This is a genomic window from Myroides sp. NP-2 (assembly GCF_014145665.1).
Taxonomy (GTDB): Bacteria; Bacteroidota; Bacteroidia; order Flavobacteriales; family Flavobacteriaceae; genus Flavobacterium.
In genome coordinates, this window is record NZ_JACHTD010000007.1 from 44,135 (window position 1) to 65,195 (window position 21,061).

Here is a 21,061-nt window from a genome sequence, read left to right on the forward strand (position 1 = left end):
AGTTTATTATAAAATAAAAAAAACTGTTTGCACCAAAGGGAGAAACAGTTTAAAACAATAAATTATGTCTTTTAAAATACAGGAGTGATGCCATCGCTATAGTAAAGTAGTTTTATATCCTGTTTGACGTAAACAAAACATTAAATCATCTTCATTATTGCTAATGCAATACACGCGAATCGTTGAATTGTCCATTTTCTGAAAAATAGGCTTAAAGCTTTTTGGCAAACTTGCATAAAAAGGGTCCATTTCTTTTAACTCATACTTTGGATCTATATCAACAGTAACTAACACCACAAATTCATTTGATTTTAATACAATTGGTAATTTCATAACTATCTTTTTTATTTAATTCTATCGAAATTTAAAAAAAAAATCAGACAATTCATATTTTGCGCTAAAAATAGTTCGTATATCTCGCGTAAAAACCTATAAATAAAAGAACATATGTGAAATTAAATTCGTTTTTTTTACCTCTTTTGATTTAATACGTACTAAAAATATAATTACAAAAAGGATATAGTGGCGAAACGTCTATTTGTTATACACTATTAAATAAATGTTATAGTTCCATACTATGATGTATTTTACCTACTTTTGCTTTCTATAAAACAGTAAGAGCAACTAACAACTTAGACAATGCAAAACATTCCTAGTGTTAACTTACGTGATTTCCTATCGGATGACCCGGTACGTAAACAAAAGTTTGTAAATGAAATCGGCCAAGCCTACGAAGAAATTGGATTCGTAGCATTAAAAGGACACTTCTTAGACGATCAATTAGTTGAGAATCTCTACACAGAAGTCCGCAATTTTTTCAACCTTCCCTTAGAGACCAAGAAAAAATACGAAATCCCAGGCATTGGAGGCCAAAGGGGATATGTATCTTTTGGTAAAGAGCACGCCAAAGGGCGATCTGAAGGTGACTTAAAAGAGTTTTTCCACTTTGGACAGTATGTAGAGAACAATGCTGAACTGGAAAAAAGCTATCCTGCCAACGTTGTGGTAGAGGAGCTGCCACAGTTTAACCCCATCGGAAAGCAAACGTATCAAATGCTTGAAAAAACAGGAGTATATGTGTTAAGAGCATTGGCACTTTACTTGGGACTTGAAGAATTTTACTTTGACAAATTTGTCAAAAACGGAAACAGTATTTTACGTCCAATCCACTACCCACCTATCACGCATGAACCTAAAAATGCGGTTCGCGCAGCAGCCCATGGCGACATCAACTTGATTACCTTATTAATGGGGGCACAGGGAAAAGGATTACAAGTACAGAATCACAAGGGCGAATGGATTGACGCTATCGCAGCAGAAGATGAATTAGTGATCAACGTTGGGGATATGTTGTCTAGACATTCGAATAACCGCTTAAAATCAACTATTCACCAAGTGGTGAATCCTCCTAGAGAACTATGGGGTACTTCGAGATTTTCTATTCCTTTCTTCATGCATCCCGTGAGCGATATGCCTTTGGATTGTTTAGAAAACTGTATCGATGAGACACATCCAAAAAAATTCGACGACATTACAGCAGGTGAGTTTCTACACCAACGCTTAGTTGAACTTGGATTAATAAAATAATATTTTGGTGATGGCAACTGGGGGGAGGAAATACTAACTCTCCCCTTTCCATTTTCCACTTTCTCCTCTCCCATTTTACCTTTTTTTATTACCTTTGAATGATAGCAATAAATTTGATACCTAAAACCTAGTAAGTAAAATGGCAAAAAAAATCAGCAGTTTAGAAGATCTTGGTGGTTTTGTTTTTTCAACCAATAAGGACTTTGAATTGAGTCAAGATGAAGGAATTGACACCCTACCTCCCCAGGAGCAACGATTAGAAGCTCATTTAGACAAAAAAAATAGAGGGGGTAAAATTGCCACAATTATTAAAGGTTTTGAAGGAAATGACGACGATTTAAAGGCGCTAGCTAAAGAGTTGAAAACACTTTGTGGCGTTGGAGGAAGTGCCAAAGACAGTGAGATTATCATTCAGGGTAATTTTCGCGATAAGATCATGGAGTATTTACAAAAGAAAGGCTACAAAGTAAAACGTGTAGGCGGTTAAAAAATAAAGAGCATGAAAATAAAATCATCTGAACTTATTTTAAATCCGGATGGCAGTGTATACCATTTGAATTTAAGACCCGAACACTTAGCGGAAAACATCATTTTTGTTGGCGATCAGAATCGCGTAGATCGAATCTCAAGACATTTTGATACGATTGAATTTTCAACGCAAAAAAGGGAGTTTAAAACGCATACTGGAACGTACAAGGGCAAGCGTTTTTCTGTAATTTCAACAGGGATTGGACCGGATAACATTGATATTGTTGTCAATGAAATTGACGCTTTATTCAACATTGATTTAGAGACAAGGGAAATTAAAAAAGACCTGACTTCGGTAAATATTGTTCGCATTGGAACTTCTGGTTCTCTGCAAGCGGATATTCCTGTCAATAGTTTCGTTCTCTCTCAATATGGATTAGGTTTGGACAATATGATGCGTTCCTACCTGATTGAGGATATTACTGATTATGCCATGGAGGAGGCTTTTATTGCTCATACACAATGGGATTTAAGAAAAGGACGCCCCTACTTTATTCAGAATAGTCCTTGGTTGGAGGAGCAATTGAGCAGTGAGCAAACATTCAAAGGAATTACGGGAACTGCGGGTGGATTCTACGGACCACAAGGACGCGTATTGCGTTTACCTATTCAAGATCCAGCCTTGAACCACAAAATTGACAATTTTGCGTTTAACGACTACCGCATTACCAATTTTGAAATGGAAACCTCTGCAATTTATGGTTTAGCGAAATTGCTAGGACATCACGCTGTTTCTTTAAACACAATTATTGCCAACCGCGCCAATGGCACTTTTTCGGAAGATCCGTATGCAGCAGTTGATCAATTGATTCTATACACATTAGATAAATTAAGCAAAATATAGTTTAGTATTCTTTTCATAAAAAAGCGCAGTTTGGCTGCGCTTTTTTTATTTTTTATAATACGCTTGCAAGTTAAATCCTAAATGGGCATTGTACAATTCGTACTGTTCATCTAGGGTCGCTGTTAGGTGAATTTGCTCTTTGGTCACAGGGTGTTCAAAAGTCAGCGCTACAGCGTGTAGCAGCATAGCTGTTAAGCCAAATTGATCCAACCACAGTTTATTTTGCTTGTTGCATCCATGTGGACGGCTTCCTAGAATAGGGTGAAAAATATGTTTAAAATGCTTGCGCAACTGGTGTTGACGCCCAGTTTCTGGATAGGCTTCAACTAAAGAATAACGCGAAGTTGCATGTTTTCCGAAGGGAATAGCCACCTCGACGCGCTCTAGCGTTTTATAATACGTTTTTGCCTCTTGCACTTGACCGCTGTCATTAGTCAGCGCATAGTCTATTGTTTCTTCATCCACAGTATAACCACGTACTATAGCCAAATACTTTTTCTCAACCTGCCGCGTAGCAAAAATAGCATTGAGCTGCTTTAAAACTTCTTTGTCCAAAGCAAATAACAATACTCCTGAGGTTTTTCGGTCTAATCGATGAACGGGATAGACGTATTGCCCTATTTGATCGCGCAAAAGCTGTACGGCATACTCTTGGATATCACTGGCTATAAACGACTTGTGCACCAATAAATCACGAGGTTTATTAATAGCTACTACATATTGATCTTGATACAAAATTTCTAACATCTCGCAAAGATACTTCAACTTGATTACTACCAAAGCCATTGGTATAATATATGCGCTAGTTTTTAAATAAAATGATACATTTGCTAACTTTTTTACCTTTCCTATGACGACCGAAGTATCTTCAAAAACAGGTTTTTTTGCACTTATCAAGCAATCCTTTTCCAATGAAAATCTAGACTTAACAAAGATTCCAACGAATAAAGCGGTGCTTTTATTGGCGATTCCCATGATGTTTGAGATGCTGATGGAATCGGTTTTTGCTTTAGTTGATTTGTATTTTGTCGGTCACCTGAAAGAGAGCGCCTATGCCATACAAACGGTAGGGTTAACAGAGTCTCTACTATCGATTATATATGCGATTTGCATTGGGATTAGCATGGCTGCCACGGCAATTATTGCGCGTCGTATAGGAGAGAAAGACAGGGAACAAGCGTCTATTCATGCGGCACAAGCAATTTCTATCGCTTCAATTATCACAATTATTTTGAGTTTCTTTGGCTTTATTTACGCCAAAGATTGGTTGATTTGGATGGGTGCCTCAGCGGAATCTGCAGCCTATGGCTACAACTATACGCGTATCCTATTGGTGAGTTGTGTATCCATCATGATGCTCTTTTTAATCAATGGTATTTTTCGAGGCGCAGGAAATGCAGCGATTGCCATGAAGAGTTTGTGGTTAGGGAATCTTATCAATATTGTGCTGTGCCCTATTCTCGTGAGAGGTTGGTGGATATTTCCTGAAATGGGGTTAGACGGTGCGGCATATTCCACAGCGATCGGACGCAGTGCGGGAGTATTGTATCAAATTTACTTCTTAACGCGTAAAGACTCGTTAATTCAACTGAAATGGCAGTACTTTAAAATGCAAGGGGAAAAGGTTTGGCACATTTTAAAAATAGCTATCCCTGGCATGGTCCAATACATGATTTCAACGTGTAGCTGGGTGATTTTAGCCCGCATTGTCGCTCAGAGTAGTGGTGAAATCGGGTCGTCTGGTTTCTTGACTTGCTTGCGCTTAATGATTTTCTTTATTTTACCCGCTTGGGGATTGAGCAATGCTGCCTCTACTTTAGTTGGGCAACACTTGGGAAATAAAGATCCACAACGCGCCGCTCAATCCGTTATGACAACCCTAAAATACAACGTAATCTACATGCTAGTTGTAACCGTAATCTTCTTTACCATGGCAGATTACCTAGCCTCTATCTTTACGACACAAGAGGACATCAAATCGGTTGCTATTCTAGCGATGTACATAGGTGCCAGTGGTTTTGTTTTTTACGGAATAGGAATGACGCTAATGAATGCCTTTAACGGTGCAGGCGACACGCTTACGCCTTCCATTCTTAACTTTGTAGGATTCTGGCTCTTCCAAATTCCACTAGCTTACGCTCTTGTTTACTATTTTAACTGGGGAGCCGAAGGTGTTTTTATTGCTATTCCTGCTGCGGAAACACTCATCGCAGTATTAGCTTTTATTGCTTTTAAACGAGGAAAATGGAAACTGAAACAAGTGTAATAGTTAGGGGTTGAATGAGAAATACTTAGACCAATCTTCATCTAAAAAACACTGTTTGAAATTGACTAATCCACCAGACATCAAATGATATACTAAAAAGGGAATGGCTTGTAATTACAAGCCATTCCCTTTTTAGTATATCATGCGCCCCATGCTGTTCACTACTTGCGAATCATATCTACATGAGGTATGCCATCTTCCAAATACTCTGCTGAAACAGCCTCAAAGCCAAACGAGCTGTAGAACTTCTTTAAGTAGGTTTGCGCTCCGATTTGAATAGGCTGTTGGTCAAATTCTTCTTCAATTTTTTCGATGGTTAGGGCAAGTAAGATTTTGCCTAATCCGTCTTTTCTATGTGCTTGATCCACGACAACTCTACCAATTGAAATTTCTTTATAACTCAGTCCCGGTGGAACAATTCGAGCATAAGCAATTACCTTTCCGTGTTGTGTTGCAAATACATGTAGGCAATTTTTATCTTTACCATCCAATTCAGGATAAGGACAATTTTGTTCCACTACAAAAATATTGGTGCGCAATTGCATGATATCATACAACTCATCCAATGTCAATTCCTCAAATGCTTTTGTGTGCCAATGAATGCTATTCATATCTTGAAAATTTTAAACAAAAGTACGTATTTATGTGATTTTCTCCCTCTCCTTTTTTTAGTTATATCCACTTAATGGGGCAACAATAAAAATACGCTTATAGCGAAGCCATTGTTTAAAACGTGAAAGAGATAACCATACCAAAATCCAAAACGCATGCGCAAATACCCCATTCCCAATCCTAGAATAAATTGAGGCAGGGTAATAATTGGAGCTAAAAGGATGACACGTATGGGAAAATCTTCAAAATTAAAAATGTGGATTAAGGCAAAAGAAAAGGACAAGCCATAAAAGATCAAGGGAAAGTATGTATTCCATCCCTTAGCCATTGCTGCTGTATATTTGAAGCATACACTGATGAAAGCAACCAGTGCTAGTATGAGTAGCAGGGTGAAGTACAGCATTCCATTTTCCGTATATTTTTCGATTACTGCAGAAGCGGCTTGCCCCATATACAGGACAAAGGCCACTGCGCCTACTAACACATAGCGCAAGCGAAAACGCATGGCTAATCGAAAGGCTACCTCTTCCAATAAAGGACCGATTAACACAGCGAATACAATAAATCCGGCTATGCCAATTTGCTGCATTACTTCCTCAAATCGATCGTGTTGTGGCACATCAATAATAGAATCGACCAAAACACCACCAAATATGATAAATACAAATAGGCAACACCATAAACGGAACAGGTGTACAATTGCTTGTGCAGGTGTTTGGGAACTTTTTTCAGTAGTAGGTCTTCGCAAAAAAGACAGGAAATCAAGCAGTAATTGACGGGTAGACATTTTTTTTTATTTATAGACAATCAAGGTAGTAAAAAGATACAATAAAAAAAGCCAAAAGAAATTCCTTTTGGCTTTTTTTTATCTTGTGTCTCTATCAACTAGAACAATCCTTTCAATGCATCTATAGCCCCACCAAGACCTTCTTTTCCTCCTGTTAAAGAACCTAACATATCTTTTAGTCCTCCTCCATTACCCTCGCTTAAACCGCTTAGTAAATCTGTAAGTTGAAATCCACTTTCTCCGCCTTGTACTTTAGATACGATCATTTCAATTACCGATGGAATTACAGTATCTGCAAAGTTTGATGCCACTCCTTCTGGCAATCCAATTTTCTCTGTCAAACCTGAAACGAGATTTCCAATCATTCCCGATACCATTGGATTGGAAGTTAAGTTGCTAACTCCTCCACTCAATAGATCAGTTAATCCGCCGATATTACCACTACTGATACTATCTTTGAAACCGTTGATAATACTGTCGCCTGTTTCTTTGGTAACGGCTCCGGTTAAATCACTAGAGATAGCTGATCCACTTACTTCCTTAGCAGATACTTGTTCAATCAATTTTGTTATTTGCTCTAACATACTATTTGTTTTTTGAATAAATCTACGCAATTAATTTAATAATTCTCGCATTTTATTTTGTATTTCACTCCAAATATCATGTTGGCTTTCGTGTGTTGCTGTTCCAATATTTGGTGAAAGTGAAAACGCTGGTTGCATGAGTACTTGTATTGCCGGATGGGGTTCCTCTTCAAAGCGGTCTAATCCAGCAAAAAGGATAGTTTCTTTGTTTACCTCATCGACTAAATCGACTTCATTAATTGCCTCAGGATAAGCACAATTCACAATACCAATTAGGTTAACTGCTTGCTCAAAAGTGTCTTTATTCACTACATAACGTTGGAAATACTTTGTGTGAATAGAAATAAAATGAGCTTGAGCAGCTAATTCGCTCAGGGGAATAGCTTCCAAATCAATTGGAAATACAAGGCCATTAGGCAATTCGAACGCTGCCTTTACTTTTGGTGTAGCACTATCGCTATACACCACATGCATCCCTAGTCCCAATGCCTTTTGTGCGAGCAATTGCCCTGCTAAATTCATCCCTATTATCCCCAAAGTCTTTCCTGATAGTTCAACTCCTGAACTATACGATTGCTGTAGAGATTTAAACATCGTATCTCCTTCTAAGGGCATATTTCTATTGGCTTCTTGCAACAACCTTGCACCGCTAAACAAGTGCGCTAAGACCATTTCTGCCGTGGCATTAGCCAACGCTTCTTCTGCCCAAATAACGCTAATTCCATTGCTCTTAATGTGATCAATACTTTCTAAATTGACTGTCACTCCAGCAAAGACAATTGCTTTTAGATGATTGAGTTCGTCAATCATGCGTTTGGTCAACAAGGTTCCTTGTTGAATTAAAAGTATATCGATTTCATTTTTTTGGGTATAGGCCACCAATTGCTCATGGGCTACGCGTACCTCTTTTACTTCAAAACCGAAAGTTTCTAAATTGTGTTTGATATCTTCTGGTATACCATCATTGGCTAATACTCTCATCGTGTTCTTTTTTATTCGTTAGACCTTCGTCTTCATTTGGTGCATAACAGTTGTTAGTGCAGCTACACTTTCGAGTGGAACAGCATTATACAACGATGCTCGATATCCTCCAACAGATCGATGTCCTTTTACGTTTTCGATATTGGCTTGTGTACATAGTTGATCAAACACTTGATTCATTTGTTCTTCTGCAAAGCGAAACGTTACATTCATCTTTGATCGATCTTCAACTGCAGCTACGCCGTTTACAAAATCCAATTGGTCAATAGTCTGATACAGCAAAGCAGCTTTTTGATTATTAACGCGTTCAATGGCAGCTACTCCCCCTTGTTGTTTCAGCCATCTAAAATTCAATAAACACGTATATATTGCAAATACATTGGCGGTATGATACAAACTATCCGTATTAATATGTTCTTGATAATCCATCATTTGAGGGATTAGGCGTTGGGTTTTTCCGAGTATTTCCTCTTTGACCAAAATAAGGCTAACACCTGCTGGTCCTATATTTTTCTGTGCTCCTGCATAGATTAAATCCAACTGATCGTAGGCAAATTCACGGGAATAAATATCTGAGCTCATATCGCATACCAAGGGTGCATTTGTTTTGGGAATATAGTTAAACTGCGTACCGTAAATGGTGTTATTTGATGTAAAATGCAAATAATCTAGTGCTTCCTCTACGTGGATTTCCTTTGGGATGTAGGTGTATGCTTGGTCCTCTGAGCTTGCTACAATGGAGACCTCTCCCATTAGTTGTGCTTGTTCAATGGCTTTGGCAGACCAGGTTCCTGTGTTGATGTATCCCGCTTTTTGTCGCATCAAATTATACGGAACACGCAAGAATTCCATACTTGCTCCTCCTTGTAAAAACAACGCGACATATCCTTTGTTTTGCAGGCCTAATAATTCTAGACTCAATGCTCTTGCCTCTTCTAAAACCGCCAGAAACGCCTTACTACGGTGGGAGATGGATAAAATAGACATTCCCGTATGTTCGAAATTGAGAATGGCTTGTGATGCTTGTTCATACACCGTCTGTGGCAATAAACAAGGACCTGCACAAAAGTTATGTATGTTTTTCATTGTCTTATAGTTTCAATAAAAACGCAAGTGTATCCACTTGGTCAGCGTAATCCCAAAGTTGTGGGGATTGAGTTTGTCCAAATGCGATACTATCCGCAGTAAGTTTATTTGAAACGATGCACTGTATTTTCTCGTGATCGTTTTTCAATCGTTCAATTACATCCTCCATATCGTCGTAATATTCATAATACACAGAGGAAATGGGAGAGGCGTAAGAAACGTCTTCTTTGATCGTCAAAAAGCCATTGTCTAACAATTTGAATTCACTCATCAAGAAAACGGCTTTATTATAGTCGTAGTTATGGGCATATTTTTCATAGAAAATTACGTCTTTTTGGGCGTACATTCCTTGAAAGAAAGCCTCAAAATCGTATCCTCTTGGAACGAATAATTTAGATACATTTCGACAACCTAAACCGTAATAAGTAAAGATATCTTTGCTCAATTCGGTCAATTGTTCAGGTGTTTCTTCCCCAGTTAATATAGCAACTGAATTTCTATTTTTTCGAATAATATGCGGTACGTTGCTAAAGTAGTAGTCAAAATAACGAGCGGTATTATTACTTCCCGTTGCGATAACAGCGTCAAATCCTTCCATTTTTCCTGTGATAAACAGGAGGCGTTCGGCAAACTGAGGTTCTACGGTTTGTAGGTATTCTGCTAAAAGAGGCAGTAATTTTTGATCGTTAGACGACAATTTAACAAGGGCAATATTTCCAGAAATCAGCACGGAAATCAGATCGTGAAATCCCACTAAAGGGACATTTCCCGCTAAGATAAGGCCTACTTTTTTCAACGGTTCTATTGAAAAATCATAAGCAGAGCACCATTGGTTTATATTTTCTTCTGTTAAAGCATTTGCCCATGATTGAATGGCAAATAGAACTTGTTCCTTTACAAACCATCCATTATAGTGGACTGATGTTTCGATTAGAGTCTCAAATGAAGAAAAAAAAGTATCATTATGTTCAACTTTTTCACTTTTTACAAATTCATTTGTAGCAAATTGTCTTAAAAAATCTCCTAACGTTACGAATGCTTTTTTTTTAGCTTCTAAATCCATATTGATTTGTTTCTGAAATGTTTTGGGTGTAAATTTGTAGCAAAGTTAATACATAAAAAACAAAATATAAGCTATGGCAATCATTATAACTGACGAATGCATAAATTGCGGTGCTTGTGAACCTGAGTGCCCGAACAATGCGATATACGAGGGAGCTGACGATTGGAGATATAAAGACGGGACAGCCTTAAGAGGAAGTGTTGTTTTACCTGATGGAACAGAAATTGATGCTGATGCAGCTCAAGATCCTGTTTCGGACGAGTTTTACTACATTGTTCCTTCTAAGTGTACAGAATGTAAAGGCTTCCACGAAGAACCACAATGTGCTGCTGTTTGTCCTGTTGATTGTTGTATTCCAGACGACAATCACGTCGAAAGTGAAGAAACACTTTTGAATAGACAAGCTTTTTTACACAATCACTAGTCGGTGACAGCAGAAAAATTCACAGCTCAATGCTGAGATATTATAAAGAAAAAGAGATTTGGCATCACACCAAATCTCTTTTTTTTATTCCTTTTTCTTAGAGGATAATAGAAAATAAACGACGTAAAACCACCCTAAAAATCCGTGAAGGATCGCCCAGAGTACCGAGTTATTACGCGACCAGGAGGCAACAATAGCTATTACAGAACCTGTTAAGCCTATTCCGCCAAGCAATCCTTCACTTGTAGTTGAATTGGCAAATGCGGTTGTTCCTACCAACAACATCATCATCACTAACATATACTTATTCATAATTCTATTTTTTTGTTTACTATATAGCGTCAAAAAAACAAAATAATCCAAAAAAAAGCAGGTTAAAGTGTCAATTCTATTTGTGTTTATTTTGATGTTGGTTGATGCTTTTATAGATCTCTACTGTTTTCATTACGGTATACGCCTGCATCTTATGCTGCAAATACAACGCATGACTAGAGGTGTTATCCCCTACTTGTAGTTTTCTCTTTTGCTGATTGCTCCAGGTGTAGTAATAGGGTTGATTGTTTTCAATAGCGATTGCTCCCTTATCATCGGCGATAAAACTGTAATCATTTAAGGCAAATCGGTGTTCTACCTCAGGGTCAAAGAGATCATCTCCCGTATAAAAATAGGTCGCATCGGAAAGTGCTAAATTAAATATAGTAGGAAATATATCTTTGTGTGATGCCAAAACATCTGCGTCAAAAAAGGCCGGTTTATACTGTTCTGGAATATACATCAAAATAGGGACACTTCGCTTTAAGAATCCTTCTTCTGGTGTATATTCAAATACTTGGCGAATGTTGTGATCTCCTGAAGCTACAACAATTGTATTTTCCCCTAACGGAGAATTGCGAATTTCTTTGATGAAGCGAGCGAGTTCTGAAGCCGCATATTGATGGGAGTAAAAATTAGCATAAGCTGTTTTCTCATCGACGCGGATTTTCTTCTTCATCTCTTCACTCATGGTGATGGGTTTCTTTTTGAAATAAGAAGGCACTTCGAAAGGTGTGTGGTTACTAATGGTCAATCCAAAAATAAACGCAGGCCTTTTTGTTTCTTTTAGGGTTTCACGGATATAGTCAAAGAGATATCCATCGTGAACACCCCAAGCGAATTCCTCTGCGTTAGGAAATTTTTCCTGGATGAAGTTTTTTCCTTGAATAATATCAAACTTTTGATGCTTAATCATATTATCGATATTTCGCCACGAAATACTTGCTCCTGTTAAAAAATAGGTTTCATACCCGCTATTTTTGAAAGGAATAGCAATTGAACTCGAAAAAGGGGTATCGAAATATACCGATTGAGAGATAATGGTTTTTGGGGTACCAATCAAAAAGTCTTCCAGTGTTTGAATGGTCCCATTATAAGCCGATAAACTGTTTTTAAAATAGTATAAATTAGGCAGTTCTTCACTTAAATCACCTAGTAAGTTTAACGTTTCACTATTCAAGTCGAAGTAGTGGTTACTCATACTTTCCATTTGTAAAAACACCACATTGGGAGGGTTTTGTTGAAGAAACTCTCGGTGTTTTGTTTTTGTAAATAGCGATTGATCAAACAATTCACGCTCACTATCTCCTTTATATCCCAATTGAACCTCTTCAACACTTGCAAATCCATTGGAGGCTAATTCGTGTTCTACATTAGGACGAATCGCGTTGTCCTTTCGTTCGGAATTGGCAAACTTCAAAGAATATAAAGCATTATAACACAGTGAATTTACAAATTCATTTTTTGAAATATTGGTATGTTCTCTTCTCAACGTAAATACACCAACACTTCCCCTCATTCCAATGAAAAATAAAGGAAATACCAACAAGGTGATCACCCCATATATTTTTGCACGAGGTTGTACTGGATTTACTCGTTTGTTTTTGACTTTTTTACTCCAATACAACCAAGCAATTATCACTAAAACATAGACCAATCCAATGGCAAACAAGGGGTAATCTGTCCATACCGATGTTAATACAGCTGTTGTGTCGTCGTTGAAGATTCCAAAGAACAGCAAGTTGATGTGAGATTGAAAAAATTGATAGAAAAAATAATCAATTACGATTAAGGTAAGGAAAACAATCGCTACAAATAGTAAATAGTAGCGTGAAAAATTGGCGTAAAATCGACTAAATCCCTCTTCATTTTTTTTGGGAATGAACAAAGAGGTTAACCAAAAAAGAACCAAAGGCAAAAAGCCATAACAGATAGCAGATACATCAAAACGCGCACCTACAATAAAAGCTTCAGCTATTTTCCACTTTTCTTGCACAAAAACTTCTGATGCTCCGTAGCTCAACAAAAACACCAAACGCCCTACGGCAAATAACAAGACAAAAAACAAAAAATAGTTCAGTCCACGATATACCGTTTTTCGAAAAAGATTGAGATTCATATTCTATTTTTTCACATACTTTAATTCGCAAAAGTAAGAATTAAATAACAGTTACTTAATGCAACTACTAAGAAATGCACCTACTTTTTAATCTTGTACTATCGAGCTGTACGTATAGTAAACCTTATATTTAGTTTTTATGTTGCATTTTCTATATTTTACTAGTTCGACTCCTTTCTTGCTTTTCCGTATATGGGGTATTCTTCAAAAATAACTATAAATAGGGATTTCTCATTTTGTAAAAAAAACTGAATTTTGACTTTGTAAGAATGAGAAAAATTGCGCTGAAAAAGAAAACGATTACTTACAATTTTGTTTACAATCGCTCGCTCCTATTGCGGGCGATTTTTTTCTGTACTGAAGGTATAATAAGCACACGAGCACCCTTCGAAATTTCCCTAGAATTAGGGATAATTTGCCTAGAGATTTGACGTACTTTTATCACAAAACCAAAAGCGATGACAATAGAACAATATAGACAAACGTATAAGGAAGAAGATGCCGTAGGCTGGGATTGCATTACTGCCGCATTAGAACAAATTTATGGAGAACAAGAGCCGCAACATTTTGGCAATGCACTTCCTTTTTCACTTGGAGGCGATAATCCACTCGATGGTTTAAGTGTATATGAAAGTACACAGCAAGAGGATCACTTTCACCTAGTCAGTTATGGTTTTTCCAACCTCTATTACGACGAAGAATCCATTGAATCCGACTACAGTGGCTACGGTTTTGAATTGACCTTTCGCTTTAAAAAACAAGGAGACAACAATATCCACTGGGCAATGAATTTAATGCAAAATCTTGCCAAATACGTTTTTGAGTCAGGCAAGTGGTTTGAAGCCTTTCACTTCATTCCCACCAATAGTCCTATTCGATTAGACTGGGATACTGCATTAGTTGGACTTGCTTTTGTTTTAGACCCTGAGCTCGGTTCAATCGAAACACCACATGGTCGTGTCGACTTTTTACAGCTAGTAGGAATAACACAACGCGAACTCGATCTGCTATGGGAAAATCCAAAACTAGCAGAAACGGAAAAACTATTGCATACTTTAAGTGAAGGCAACGCCTTACTTATTACCGATTTAGACAGAAAATAACAATAGTGTGAAATCCTACTTTGCATCTTTCCTTTTCTTTGCCCTGATGGGGTGTAGTACCTCCTCTCTATCGCTTTCGCCTACGAAGTATTCCTACGTTGGCCAGTCGCGTACCAAACAATTAGACCAAGAGAATCCTCAACTCCACCCTGCCATTACCCTAAAAGAAATACGTCAATCACTCTGGGGACGTAAAGCCGTTTTGGAAATTCAAGGGTGGTATAGTTCACAGGGACATCAGGCGAGAAGGTTAAAACAGATCAAGTGGATTCAAGAAATAGAGGGTAACCAATTGACATTCGTCTGTTATGTAGAACCCAAACGTGGTGTAGGAAAGGAAAGTGCCCATGTCTATGGATACAATTACAACCAAGAGATTAGTATTAGCATTCCATCAACGATTGAGCAGTTAAACGTTACATTGATCGAACAAAATATTGCTCAAGATGACATGGTAAGTTACCAATCTCATATACAACTAGATAATACAAAATAACAATCATACAACTCGGCTTTAGTCCAACACCACATTAGCCCGTTATATCTGATAATTTGAGTCAATAAAACACAAATAAAATTAACCTTATAAACCTGAATTTTTTCATTTTTTCACTACCTTCACTTCTACCTAACACGATTTATATGAAATTAAAGCTTCCTCCAATAAATTATTCATTTTTCACATATTTTATTGCAGCAATACTAGGAGTTCTACTATTTCTATATTTAGATGCCGATAGCAGATATAGGTATATATTATTATCCCTTGCCTTTGTTTTTATTCTCTCTACGAGTTGTTTCCACGCGTTGAGTTTTAGAAGTTACCGGACTGTTTTATGGCCATTCATCCTCAATATGCTCCTGATTTTGGCCTTTATCATCGCCAATGGAGGAACAGGTAATGCTCCTTTCTTCGGATCAAACAACACTTCCTTATCTCTTTTTTTTATAACTCTTGGATTCAATTCGCATTGGTATATATTAATCGAAAATCAGCCTATATCAGACTTTAGCTTTCTCTTAATCAATGCTTTATTATCTTTTATTATTCCTAGTATAGGGTATGCTATAGGGCATTTATATACCACAAAGATTCGACAATCGAATTCGAAATATTCAAATTCTTGAGTGGAGTCCATGACCAAAACGAAGTAAATCGCAAGATAGACAATATTTAATCCCCGTTATGGAAGAAAAATACATGGCATGTTCTATACATGGTAAACAAGAAATGGCTTTGTTGTGCACGCATTTGGCGCATAGTTTACACAACCGTCTAGCAGTAGGTTTTTTTGAATACGATACAGGAGATATGGGCAGACCTGACGCTTGGTGTAATACATGTGAAAGGGCATGGAATCACACGCAAACAGAAGAAGATCGCGAACAGTGGTTTATTGACTGCCAACACAAACTGATTTGTGTCAGTTGTTGGGATGAAGCCAAAGCCCTGAATCAAATAGCCACGGAAATTCATTTTAAATTACTGACAATAGCGGAAATTAAAACTGTGCTCCTAGAGGATGACGCAGGAGTACCTTTCCCAAAAAACATAGCTTTCCCTTTCCCATCGCTTTATCCATTATTTGCCAAACGCGCAGAAACAACGACTATCTCTTCTGAGACTACACTATTTAACACCGTTGAAGCACTAAGTGAAAATAAAACAAATAACGGGTCTACGCATTGGATATTTGCAAGAAATGGACAAGGAGATCGTTGGTTATTTGACGAAAAAGGACATGTCTTTTTTGGCGATCACGACCATCAACCGATGAGCTTACACCCCTTATATCTCAACTTTGAACAATGGTTACAATTGGCCTTTTGTGTTCAGCAATTAGACGATTGGTTAGATGCCGGTTATCCTCCTGAACGCATAGCAATTTCCTTTAATGAAACACTGAATACCATCCATCCTCAACTGGCAGAAAACTATCCTTTTGAGCTGATTTAATAGCTATTTTATGAAGAAGAACCTCCAATTACTTGCAATACTAAGTTTTTTAACCTTGGTTAGTTGTCAAGAAAAAACTAAAGAACAACCCGTAAAGGAAGCACCTACTCCTGTTGAGGTACAACCTAGTGAAACACATACAAATCAACCCGATTATGTGCTATCGCCCGACCATCAAACCAATACTATCACCTTAGATATTGATGGAGACGGCAAACCCGATTACATCCAAATCGTAAAATCCCCTAGCAGCGGACGCTATGGAATTACAGTCAAAAGAGCAACAGGTGATTTTGCTATTATTGGTCCTATAGATGGTTCCACTCACCGTGTCCTTCCCGAAGACATGGAAGATATACTTTGGGCACAAGACATAACCGTTCAAGAAAAAAACGCGGTAATCTATGAAGTTGTAGATGAAAATGGAAATTTGCGCCCGGAGGAAGACGTTCCTGAAGATGAAAAAATCACACTCCCATATGAGAGTTTACACCTAAGTGTACCCGAAAGTTGTGGAAGTGGACTCTTATATTGGTTAGATGGCACGTATCACTGGCACCAAACAAGTTAAAAAAAGGCGTTAATCGAATCGATTAACGCCTTTTTTTTATCCTTTATATCGCTCAAACGATTGCCAATATTTATCTTTATAAATCGCATACCCCAGCGAAAAATCGCTTTTGTACTTCATTTTCATTTGCTCTAAAACACGAGCAGGAAGTCTAAAATCTTTACAAGCAAAGAATATATCGCGGTTTCCATCTACTGTTTCTCTACCGAGATTCAAATAGCCCGCAGTATCGGGTAAAACTTCAATCAACTCATCTTCCACCTGATTCAACAATTGGTAGGTCGACTCATCTGGAAACCCATTTTCGTTGGCTTTATACGCAATTTCTACGCGTACGATCCAAGGATGTGAGGCTTTGGCATCCCAATCTAAAATAGTACGGTTAATCAAAGCAATCAAAGGCATTCCATTTTCCAACGTCCCCTCTAACCCAACATAAGAATCTTTTTCTGTATCGTAGCGCATTCCTTCGTATTTTTCAATGAACTCCTTTTCGCGCCACACTAAATAATCCTTTAGTTTTAAAATGGGAATTAAAGTTCCTGCTGCTTCGTCAGGTCCAATTACGCTTAAGTTATCGATAGAGGTAATAGCATTTAATTCACCCAGTAAATTATCTAAAAAGATATATACTCCATTGGTAATAATAGCTTTATCACTTGCTGTATAATCGTCGTATACAATGACTAGATCTACTTCATCCGGGTATTGTGGGTGTTCCACAGCGTAGAAATTAATTTTCTCTTTAGAAAACTCATAGTTATTCATTCGAATATTGAATCGACTGATGTCTACTGCAGGCTTTAAAGACGTAAATTTCCAGTTCTTCAACGAGGGAGCCGCTGCGACTAGATCTTCGATAAAAGCTACATTTTTAACGATCCCATCTGGGGTAAAAATCAACTCAGCCGTTTCGTCATCCATCATACCAGAAAGGAAGTAAATCCCTTCTTTTAATTCTTGTAATTTGGGTGCTAGGCGATCAAAGAAGTCTTCTTCGATTTTATCACGCCCTTTTACTACGCGGTAAAATGCTTGTTCATTTTCTTGAAACCAAACCCAAAAATCAGCTGGAGAGTTAATGGGATTTTCTTTTTTAGCAAAAATATTTTTTAGTATACTCATAAAACTAGTAGGATAAACCTCAACGATACAAAGACCATCGAAGTATTGTTATGATTTCATTTTAGTACGTATGGATGCTATCCATACTTGAGGTTGATTGACAACAAATTTAAACGTCATCCCTCCTTTGGTTGTAATGCGGATTCCTTGGTTGTACAACCTCATAAAGGATTCACCTTCTATAGTTTCAATATTCGTCCAATCCACTGTCCAATTACTCGATATAAATTCCTTAGTTTGAGGTTCAAAAGTCAGTTGCTCGTCTGTGGCATACAATACACCAACCACGGGAGATGTTTTGATTAACTGTTGTGCGACACCATAAAAAATAATGGGTTGATCATCCAAAACCGAAAAAGAAGGTTCTTTACCTTTGATTTTCAGCTTAAACATAAAAAGGTACCAAAAGACAGTAAAAAAAGTAGTCTGAAACAGTAGCTTCATCCATGATATGGATGCTCCATCAGCCCATTCAAACAAATAAAAAACACTAGCATAGCCCAATCCGGTAAGTAAACTGATATACAGCTGATACTTCGGTTCTATCCTAATACTATTTCCTCCAATTTTCATATTATAATTCTTATCTCGTATGTAAAGATACTAAATAATATACCTACGGCTATTTTACTTATTTTTCTTCATTTTTGCCTTAATAAACTCGAAAATAATCGGTAAAATAGAAACAAAGATAATCAATAAAGCTATTTTGGAGAAGTTGTCTTTTACAATGGGCAGGTTGCCTAAGAAGTAACCCGCTAGCGTTAATCCTACCACCCAAATAATTCCACCGATCACGTTGTACAACATAAAAGTGCGGTAACGCATACTTCCTACGCCAGCTACAAAGGGAGCTAGGGTACGAACAATAGGAATAAAGCGAGCGATAACGATAGTGCGTTCACCATATTTCTCGTAAAATGCATGGGTTTTATCTAAGTGTTCTTCTTTAATTACTTGCTTGCCAAACAGGCGAATCTTAGTCATTTTCATACCCGCTTTCATTCCGATAAAATAGTTGAGGGAATCCCCAGATATGGCTGCAATCAAGAGTAGAACAATCGCCAAAGTAATATCTAATTCTGTCGTTTGAGCAATGAGCATTCCCGTTGCAAACAGAAGGGAATCACCTGGTAAAAAAGGCATAATCACTAGCCCAGTTTCTACAAAAATAATCAAGAATAAAATAACGTAAATCCATGATCCATAATTCGCGATTAGCGTGTGTAAATATTGATCAATGTGAAAGATAAAATCTAGTAACTCCATAGTTCTTCGAAGTGAGTTTAATATTGAATTTGTTTGTCACACAAAGATGTAAAGATTATTCTAATTATAAAGAAAAAAAATCATTTAACAGCAAGTGATTGATGTACAGTCATTATTTTTTGTATTTTTAAGTCTAGTACTAAATCGAATCTGCTATGCTTTCACAGCTTGTACCACTTACCACCCTCAATCCAAATCTCGCCTCACTTCAGGCGATTACCCTTATGTTACACCTGTGTTTTTTAATTGCCTTTTTAATTATTATCATTCGATTTACCCGCGATTTTTTCTTTTATAAACATCCCTTTCAACTGGCTTTCAATCGAAGAAAAGCTCCTTTGATTGTATTGGCCATCGTATATAGCGCAACTATGTTTGCTATTTATTTTATGTGGTAGCTTTTTTTAGGTGAATAGTGAGTGGTAAGATTTCGTCGCTCTTTGCTCGTCGTTCTTTGCTTGTCGTTCGATGCTCGTCGCTCTTTGCTCTTCGTTCGTTGCTCGTCGTTCGTTGCTCGTCGTTCGTTGCTCGTTGTAAAGCACAATTATCTTACAAATGAAGAGATTTAACAAATCGTAGCGTAGCGAAGATTCATCGAACACCAAAACCAATATAAACTAGGTGAGATAAACCGCACAGATTTCGTTGCTCGTTGCTCGTTGCTCTTCGTTCGATGCTCGTTGTAAAGCACAATTATCTTACATACGAAGAGATTTAACAAATCGTAGCGTAGCGAAGATTCATCGAACACCAAAACAAAATATAAACCAGGTGAGATAAACCGCGCAAAGAACAAATCGTAGATTCATCGAACACCAAAACCAATATAAACTAGGTGAGATAAACCGCACAGATTTCGTTGCTCGTCGCTCTTTGCTCGTCGCTCTTTGCTCTTTGCTCCTCGCTCGTTGCTCCTCGCTCGTTGCTCGTTGCTCGTCGCTCGTTGCTCTTCGTTCGATGCTCGTTGTAAAGCACAATTATCTTACAAACCGTTCAACTTACAAACCGCGCAAACCGCGCGAATAACAAACCGCGCGAATAACAAACCGCGCAAAGAACAAATCGTAGATTCATCGAACACCAAAACAAATATAAACTAGGTGAGATATATTCATCGAACACTAAACAAATAGTAACTAAGTGAGATAAAGAGCAAACATAAAAAAAGAGGCGAATCATTCATTTGCCTCTTTTTTTATGTTCTTTTTTATTCTTCCTCCTCTTCGTAAAAGTCGAGCCATTCCATGTCCTCTGACATGGTTTTATCGACGAACATATCCAATTGTTCTACGTAATCAGTAGCGAAATACACGCGTTGTGTTTTACCAATACTTTCGGACAGGCGGTATAAACGCGGTTCATGTCTATTTCTCAACTGTTGATCTATATCGTCAATGGCATACATTTTTAACTGGTTTACATCGAATCCAGCACCGCTAAACATCAAGTTTAGTCGCTCAGCTGTTCCGATGAGGATGTCATTTCCTAGAGACATTTGATTTTTATCGTCATCTAAATCGGTATAGTCGTGTACACCAAAAACGCGAATTCCCATTTTAGACCCGAAGCGATCAAACTCTTCTAATAGGCGTTCTACTTCAAATTTGTCCTTTACGACGATTAACACACGCGTAGAGATCATATCCTCTACAGGTGCTTCTACGCGTTGTAAAGCAGCCATAATTAAGGTTGTTGTTTTGCCTTCTTCATTAGGGGCAATCAGCACAAAATCTTGCCCTCCTTTAATACGTCCAAAAGCGGTCTTTTGCAAAAGGGTAGGTTCGACAAGTCCTTGTTCAGCTAAATTGTGTTGTAAAACGGGGTGTATTTTTTTTAATTTCAT

26 protein-coding genes are annotated in these 21,061 nt (G+C 37.6%); 10 read left to right on the forward strand and 16 right to left on the reverse strand.

The features are described 5' to 3' along the window. Window positions 1-96: 96 nt before the first annotated feature. A complete protein-coding gene (locus tag H4K35_RS08365; protein ID WP_182626960.1) occupies window positions 97-333 on the reverse strand; it encodes a hypothetical protein in 237 nt (78 codons plus the stop codon). A 306-nt stretch (window positions 334-639) separates the two neighbouring features. On the opposite strand from H4K35_RS08365, the gene H4K35_RS08370 reads away from it, so the two are divergent. The 3 genes from H4K35_RS08370 to H4K35_RS08380 all read left to right on the forward strand — a co-directional run bounded on the left by H4K35_RS08370 (window position 640) and on the right by H4K35_RS08380 (window position 2,959). Next, window positions 640-1,587 (forward strand): isopenicillin N synthase family oxygenase, encoded by a 948-nt coding sequence (locus H4K35_RS08370; protein ID WP_182626963.1) that lies wholly within the window; start codon window positions 640-642, stop codon window positions 1,585-1,587. Between the two features lie 139 nt (window positions 1,588-1,726). Next, window positions 1,727-2,074: a translation initiation factor gene (locus H4K35_RS08375; RefSeq protein WP_182626965.1), complete on the forward strand. Its 348-nt coding sequence runs from the start codon at window positions 1,727-1,729 to the stop codon at window positions 2,072-2,074. 12 nt (window positions 2,075-2,086) lie between these two features. Beyond that, window positions 2,087-2,959, forward strand: a complete 873-nt coding sequence (locus H4K35_RS08380; protein ID WP_182626967.1) for a nucleoside phosphorylase — start codon at window positions 2,087-2,089, stop codon at window positions 2,957-2,959. Window positions 2,960-3,004: 45 nt separating this feature from the next. On the opposite strand, the gene H4K35_RS08385 is transcribed toward H4K35_RS08380, so the two are convergent. Continuing rightward, window positions 3,005-3,706, reverse strand: a complete 702-nt coding sequence (locus H4K35_RS08385; protein WP_182626968.1) for a pseudouridine synthase — start codon at window positions 3,704-3,706, stop codon at window positions 3,005-3,007. A gap of 103 nt (window positions 3,707-3,809) precedes the next feature. On the opposite strand from H4K35_RS08385, the gene H4K35_RS08390 reads away from it, so the two are divergent. Further along, on the forward strand, window positions 3,810-5,225 hold the full coding sequence (locus tag H4K35_RS08390; RefSeq protein ID WP_182626970.1) for an MATE family efflux transporter: 1,416 nt from the start codon (window positions 3,810-3,812) through the stop codon (window positions 5,223-5,225). A 161-nt stretch (window positions 5,226-5,386) separates the two neighbouring features. On the opposite strand, the gene H4K35_RS08395 is transcribed toward H4K35_RS08390, so the two are convergent. From H4K35_RS08395 to H4K35_RS08420, 6 genes are all read right to left on the reverse strand, one after another. Further along, on the reverse strand, window positions 5,387-5,836 hold the full coding sequence (locus H4K35_RS08395; RefSeq protein ID WP_182626972.1) for a GNAT family N-acetyltransferase: 450 nt from the start codon (window positions 5,834-5,836) through the stop codon (window positions 5,387-5,389). A 71-nt stretch (window positions 5,837-5,907) separates the two neighbouring features. Continuing rightward, window positions 5,908-6,624 carry a CPBP family glutamic-type intramembrane protease gene (locus H4K35_RS08400; RefSeq protein WP_182626974.1) on the reverse strand — a complete coding sequence of 239 codons (717 nt, stop codon included), beginning with the start codon at window positions 6,622-6,624 and terminating at the stop codon, window positions 5,908-5,910. A gap of 98 nt (window positions 6,625-6,722) precedes the next feature. Then, the gene (locus H4K35_RS08405) at window positions 6,723-7,208 is read right to left on the reverse strand and encodes a hypothetical protein (RefSeq protein WP_182626975.1); all 486 of its coding nucleotides are present in this window, start codon (window positions 7,206-7,208) and stop codon (window positions 6,723-6,725) included. A gap of 30 nt (window positions 7,209-7,238) precedes the next feature. Then, complete coding sequence (locus H4K35_RS08410) at window positions 7,239-8,189, reverse strand: NAD(P)-dependent oxidoreductase (protein WP_182626976.1); 951 nt, start codon at window positions 8,187-8,189, stop codon at window positions 7,239-7,241. 18 nt (window positions 8,190-8,207) lie between these two features. Beyond that, on the reverse strand, window positions 8,208-9,275 hold the full coding sequence (serC, locus tag H4K35_RS08415; protein WP_182626977.1) for a 3-phosphoserine/phosphohydroxythreonine transaminase: 1,068 nt from the start codon (window positions 9,273-9,275) through the stop codon (window positions 8,208-8,210). A 4-nt stretch (window positions 9,276-9,279) separates the two neighbouring features. Continuing rightward, a complete protein-coding gene (locus tag H4K35_RS08420; protein WP_182626978.1) occupies window positions 9,280-10,338 on the reverse strand; it encodes an acyl-CoA reductase in 1,059 nt (352 codons plus the stop codon). A 73-nt stretch (window positions 10,339-10,411) separates the two neighbouring features. Here H4K35_RS08420 and H4K35_RS08425 point away from each other — a divergent pair, with 73 nt between their 5' ends. After that, window positions 10,412-10,762: a 4Fe-4S dicluster domain-containing protein gene (locus tag H4K35_RS08425; RefSeq protein WP_158962820.1), complete on the forward strand. Its 351-nt coding sequence runs from the start codon at window positions 10,412-10,414 to the stop codon at window positions 10,760-10,762. A gap of 84 nt (window positions 10,763-10,846) precedes the next feature. Here the strand turns inward: H4K35_RS08425 and H4K35_RS08430 are convergent, their stop codons facing one another. After that, window positions 10,847-11,074 carry a hypothetical protein gene (locus H4K35_RS08430; RefSeq protein ID WP_220497669.1) on the reverse strand — a complete coding sequence of 76 codons (228 nt, stop codon included), beginning with the start codon at window positions 11,072-11,074 and terminating at the stop codon, window positions 10,847-10,849. Between the two features lie 76 nt (window positions 11,075-11,150). Next, window positions 11,151-13,193: an LTA synthase family protein gene (locus H4K35_RS08435; protein ID WP_182626979.1), complete on the reverse strand. Its 2,043-nt coding sequence runs from the start codon at window positions 13,191-13,193 to the stop codon at window positions 11,151-11,153. A gap of 458 nt (window positions 13,194-13,651) precedes the next feature. Here H4K35_RS08435 and H4K35_RS08440 point away from each other — a divergent pair, with 458 nt between their 5' ends. From H4K35_RS08440 to H4K35_RS08455, 4 genes are all read left to right on the forward strand, one after another. After that, the gene (locus H4K35_RS08440) at window positions 13,652-14,296 is read left to right on the forward strand and encodes a suppressor of fused domain protein (protein WP_182626980.1); all 645 of its coding nucleotides are present in this window, start codon (window positions 13,652-13,654) and stop codon (window positions 14,294-14,296) included. Window positions 14,297-14,303: 7 nt separating this feature from the next. After that, the gene (locus tag H4K35_RS08445) at window positions 14,304-14,792 is read left to right on the forward strand and encodes a hypothetical protein (RefSeq protein ID WP_182626981.1); all 489 of its coding nucleotides are present in this window, start codon (window positions 14,304-14,306) and stop codon (window positions 14,790-14,792) included. A 690-nt stretch (window positions 14,793-15,482) separates the two neighbouring features. Continuing rightward, a complete protein-coding gene (locus H4K35_RS08450) occupies window positions 15,483-16,253 on the forward strand; it encodes an SMI1/KNR4 family protein (RefSeq protein WP_182626982.1) in 771 nt (256 codons plus the stop codon). 10 nt (window positions 16,254-16,263) lie between these two features. Then, entirely contained in the window at window positions 16,264-16,824 is a 561-nt protein-coding gene (locus H4K35_RS08455) for a hypothetical protein (RefSeq protein WP_182626983.1), read from the forward strand. A 36-nt stretch (window positions 16,825-16,860) separates the two neighbouring features. Here H4K35_RS08455 and H4K35_RS08460 read toward each other — a convergent pair whose 3' ends face one another. Genes H4K35_RS08460 through H4K35_RS08470 form a run of 3 tightly spaced genes read right to left on the reverse strand, consistent with a single transcriptional unit; the run spans window position 16,861 to window position 19,218 of the window. Further along, complete coding sequence (locus H4K35_RS08460) at window positions 16,861-17,949, reverse strand: DUF695 domain-containing protein (RefSeq protein ID WP_182626985.1); 1,089 nt, start codon at window positions 17,947-17,949, stop codon at window positions 16,861-16,863. A 48-nt stretch (window positions 17,950-17,997) separates the two neighbouring features. Continuing rightward, a complete protein-coding gene (locus H4K35_RS08465) occupies window positions 17,998-18,522 on the reverse strand; it encodes a GRAM domain-containing protein (RefSeq protein ID WP_182626986.1) in 525 nt (174 codons plus the stop codon). A 54-nt stretch (window positions 18,523-18,576) separates the two neighbouring features. Beyond that, on the reverse strand, window positions 18,577-19,218 hold the full coding sequence (locus H4K35_RS08470; RefSeq protein ID WP_182626989.1) for a DedA family protein: 642 nt from the start codon (window positions 19,216-19,218) through the stop codon (window positions 18,577-18,579). A gap of 155 nt (window positions 19,219-19,373) precedes the next feature. Here H4K35_RS08470 and H4K35_RS08475 point away from each other — a divergent pair, with 155 nt between their 5' ends. Beyond that, complete coding sequence (locus tag H4K35_RS08475; RefSeq protein ID WP_182626991.1) at window positions 19,374-19,616, forward strand: hypothetical protein; 243 nt, start codon at window positions 19,374-19,376, stop codon at window positions 19,614-19,616. Window positions 19,617-19,622: 6 nt separating this feature from the next. Here the strand turns inward: H4K35_RS08475 and H4K35_RS08480 are convergent, their stop codons facing one another. The 3 genes from H4K35_RS08480 to H4K35_RS08490 form a co-directional block, all read right to left on the reverse strand. Further along, window positions 19,623-19,760 carry a hypothetical protein gene (locus H4K35_RS08480; RefSeq protein ID WP_182626993.1) on the reverse strand — a complete coding sequence of 46 codons (138 nt, stop codon included), beginning with the start codon at window positions 19,758-19,760 and terminating at the stop codon, window positions 19,623-19,625. Between the two features lie 289 nt (window positions 19,761-20,049). Next, window positions 20,050-20,193: a hypothetical protein gene (locus H4K35_RS08485; protein ID WP_182626994.1), complete on the reverse strand. Its 144-nt coding sequence runs from the start codon at window positions 20,191-20,193 to the stop codon at window positions 20,050-20,052. 232 nt (window positions 20,194-20,425) lie between these two features. After that, complete coding sequence (locus H4K35_RS08490; RefSeq protein ID WP_182626996.1) at window positions 20,426-21,061, reverse strand: DEAD/DEAH box helicase family protein; 636 nt, start codon at window positions 21,059-21,061, stop codon at window positions 20,426-20,428.

What these genes read in the sequence shown, in the direction of transcription:
- H4K35_RS08365 (WP_182626960.1), bottom strand. Translation starts at nt 333, where the DNA reads ATGAAATTACCAATTGTATTAAAATCAAATGAATTTGTGGTGTTAGTT.
- H4K35_RS08370 (WP_182626963.1), top strand. Translation starts at nt 640, where the DNA reads ATGCAAAACATTCCTAGTGTTAACTTACGTGATTTCCTATCGGATGAC.
- H4K35_RS08375 (WP_182626965.1), top strand. Translation starts at nt 1,727, where the DNA reads ATGGCAAAAAAAATCAGCAGTTTAGAAGATCTTGGTGGTTTTGTTTTT.
- H4K35_RS08380 (WP_182626967.1), top strand. Translation starts at nt 2,087, where the DNA reads ATGAAAATAAAATCATCTGAACTTATTTTAAATCCGGATGGCAGTGTA.
- H4K35_RS08385 (WP_182626968.1), bottom strand. Translation starts at nt 3,706, where the DNA reads ATGTTAGAAATTTTGTATCAAGATCAATATGTAGTAGCTATTAATAAA.
- H4K35_RS08390 (WP_182626970.1), top strand. Translation starts at nt 3,810, where the DNA reads ATGACGACCGAAGTATCTTCAAAAACAGGTTTTTTTGCACTTATCAAG.
- H4K35_RS08395 (WP_182626972.1), bottom strand. Translation starts at nt 5,836, where the DNA reads ATGAATAGCATTCATTGGCACACAAAAGCATTTGAGGAATTGACATTG.
- H4K35_RS08400 (WP_182626974.1), bottom strand. Translation starts at nt 6,624, where the DNA reads ATGTCTACCCGTCAATTACTGCTTGATTTCCTGTCTTTTTTGCGAAGA.
- H4K35_RS08405 (WP_182626975.1), bottom strand. Translation starts at nt 7,208, where the DNA reads ATGTTAGAGCAAATAACAAAATTGATTGAACAAGTATCTGCTAAGGAA.
- H4K35_RS08410 (WP_182626976.1), bottom strand. Translation starts at nt 8,189, where the DNA reads ATGAGAGTATTAGCCAATGATGGTATACCAGAAGATATCAAACACAAT.
- serC (WP_182626977.1), bottom strand. Translation starts at nt 9,275, where the DNA reads ATGAAAAACATACATAACTTTTGTGCAGGTCCTTGTTTATTGCCACAG.
- H4K35_RS08420 (WP_182626978.1), bottom strand. Translation starts at nt 10,338, where the DNA reads ATGGATTTAGAAGCTAAAAAAAAAGCATTCGTAACGTTAGGAGATTTT.
- H4K35_RS08425 (WP_158962820.1), top strand. Translation starts at nt 10,412, where the DNA reads ATGGCAATCATTATAACTGACGAATGCATAAATTGCGGTGCTTGTGAA.
- H4K35_RS08430 (WP_220497669.1), bottom strand. Translation starts at nt 11,074, where the DNA reads ATGAATAAGTATATGTTAGTGATGATGATGTTGTTGGTAGGAACAACC.
- H4K35_RS08435 (WP_182626979.1), bottom strand. Translation starts at nt 13,193, where the DNA reads ATGAATCTCAATCTTTTTCGAAAAACGGTATATCGTGGACTGAACTAT.
- H4K35_RS08440 (WP_182626980.1), top strand. Translation starts at nt 13,652, where the DNA reads ATGACAATAGAACAATATAGACAAACGTATAAGGAAGAAGATGCCGTA.
- H4K35_RS08450 (WP_182626982.1), top strand. Translation starts at nt 15,483, where the DNA reads ATGGAAGAAAAATACATGGCATGTTCTATACATGGTAAACAAGAAATG.
- H4K35_RS08455 (WP_182626983.1), top strand. Translation starts at nt 16,264, where the DNA reads ATGAAGAAGAACCTCCAATTACTTGCAATACTAAGTTTTTTAACCTTG.
- H4K35_RS08460 (WP_182626985.1), bottom strand. Translation starts at nt 17,949, where the DNA reads ATGAGTATACTAAAAAATATTTTTGCTAAAAAAGAAAATCCCATTAAC.
- H4K35_RS08465 (WP_182626986.1), bottom strand. Translation starts at nt 18,522, where the DNA reads ATGAAAATTGGAGGAAATAGTATTAGGATAGAACCGAAGTATCAGCTG.
- H4K35_RS08470 (WP_182626989.1), bottom strand. Translation starts at nt 19,218, where the DNA reads ATGGAGTTACTAGATTTTATCTTTCACATTGATCAATATTTACACACG.
- H4K35_RS08475 (WP_182626991.1), top strand. Translation starts at nt 19,374, where the DNA reads ATGCTTTCACAGCTTGTACCACTTACCACCCTCAATCCAAATCTCGCC.
- H4K35_RS08490 (WP_182626996.1), bottom strand. Translation starts at nt 21,061, where the DNA reads ATGAAATTAAAAAAAATACACCCCGTTTTACAACACAATTTAGCTGAA.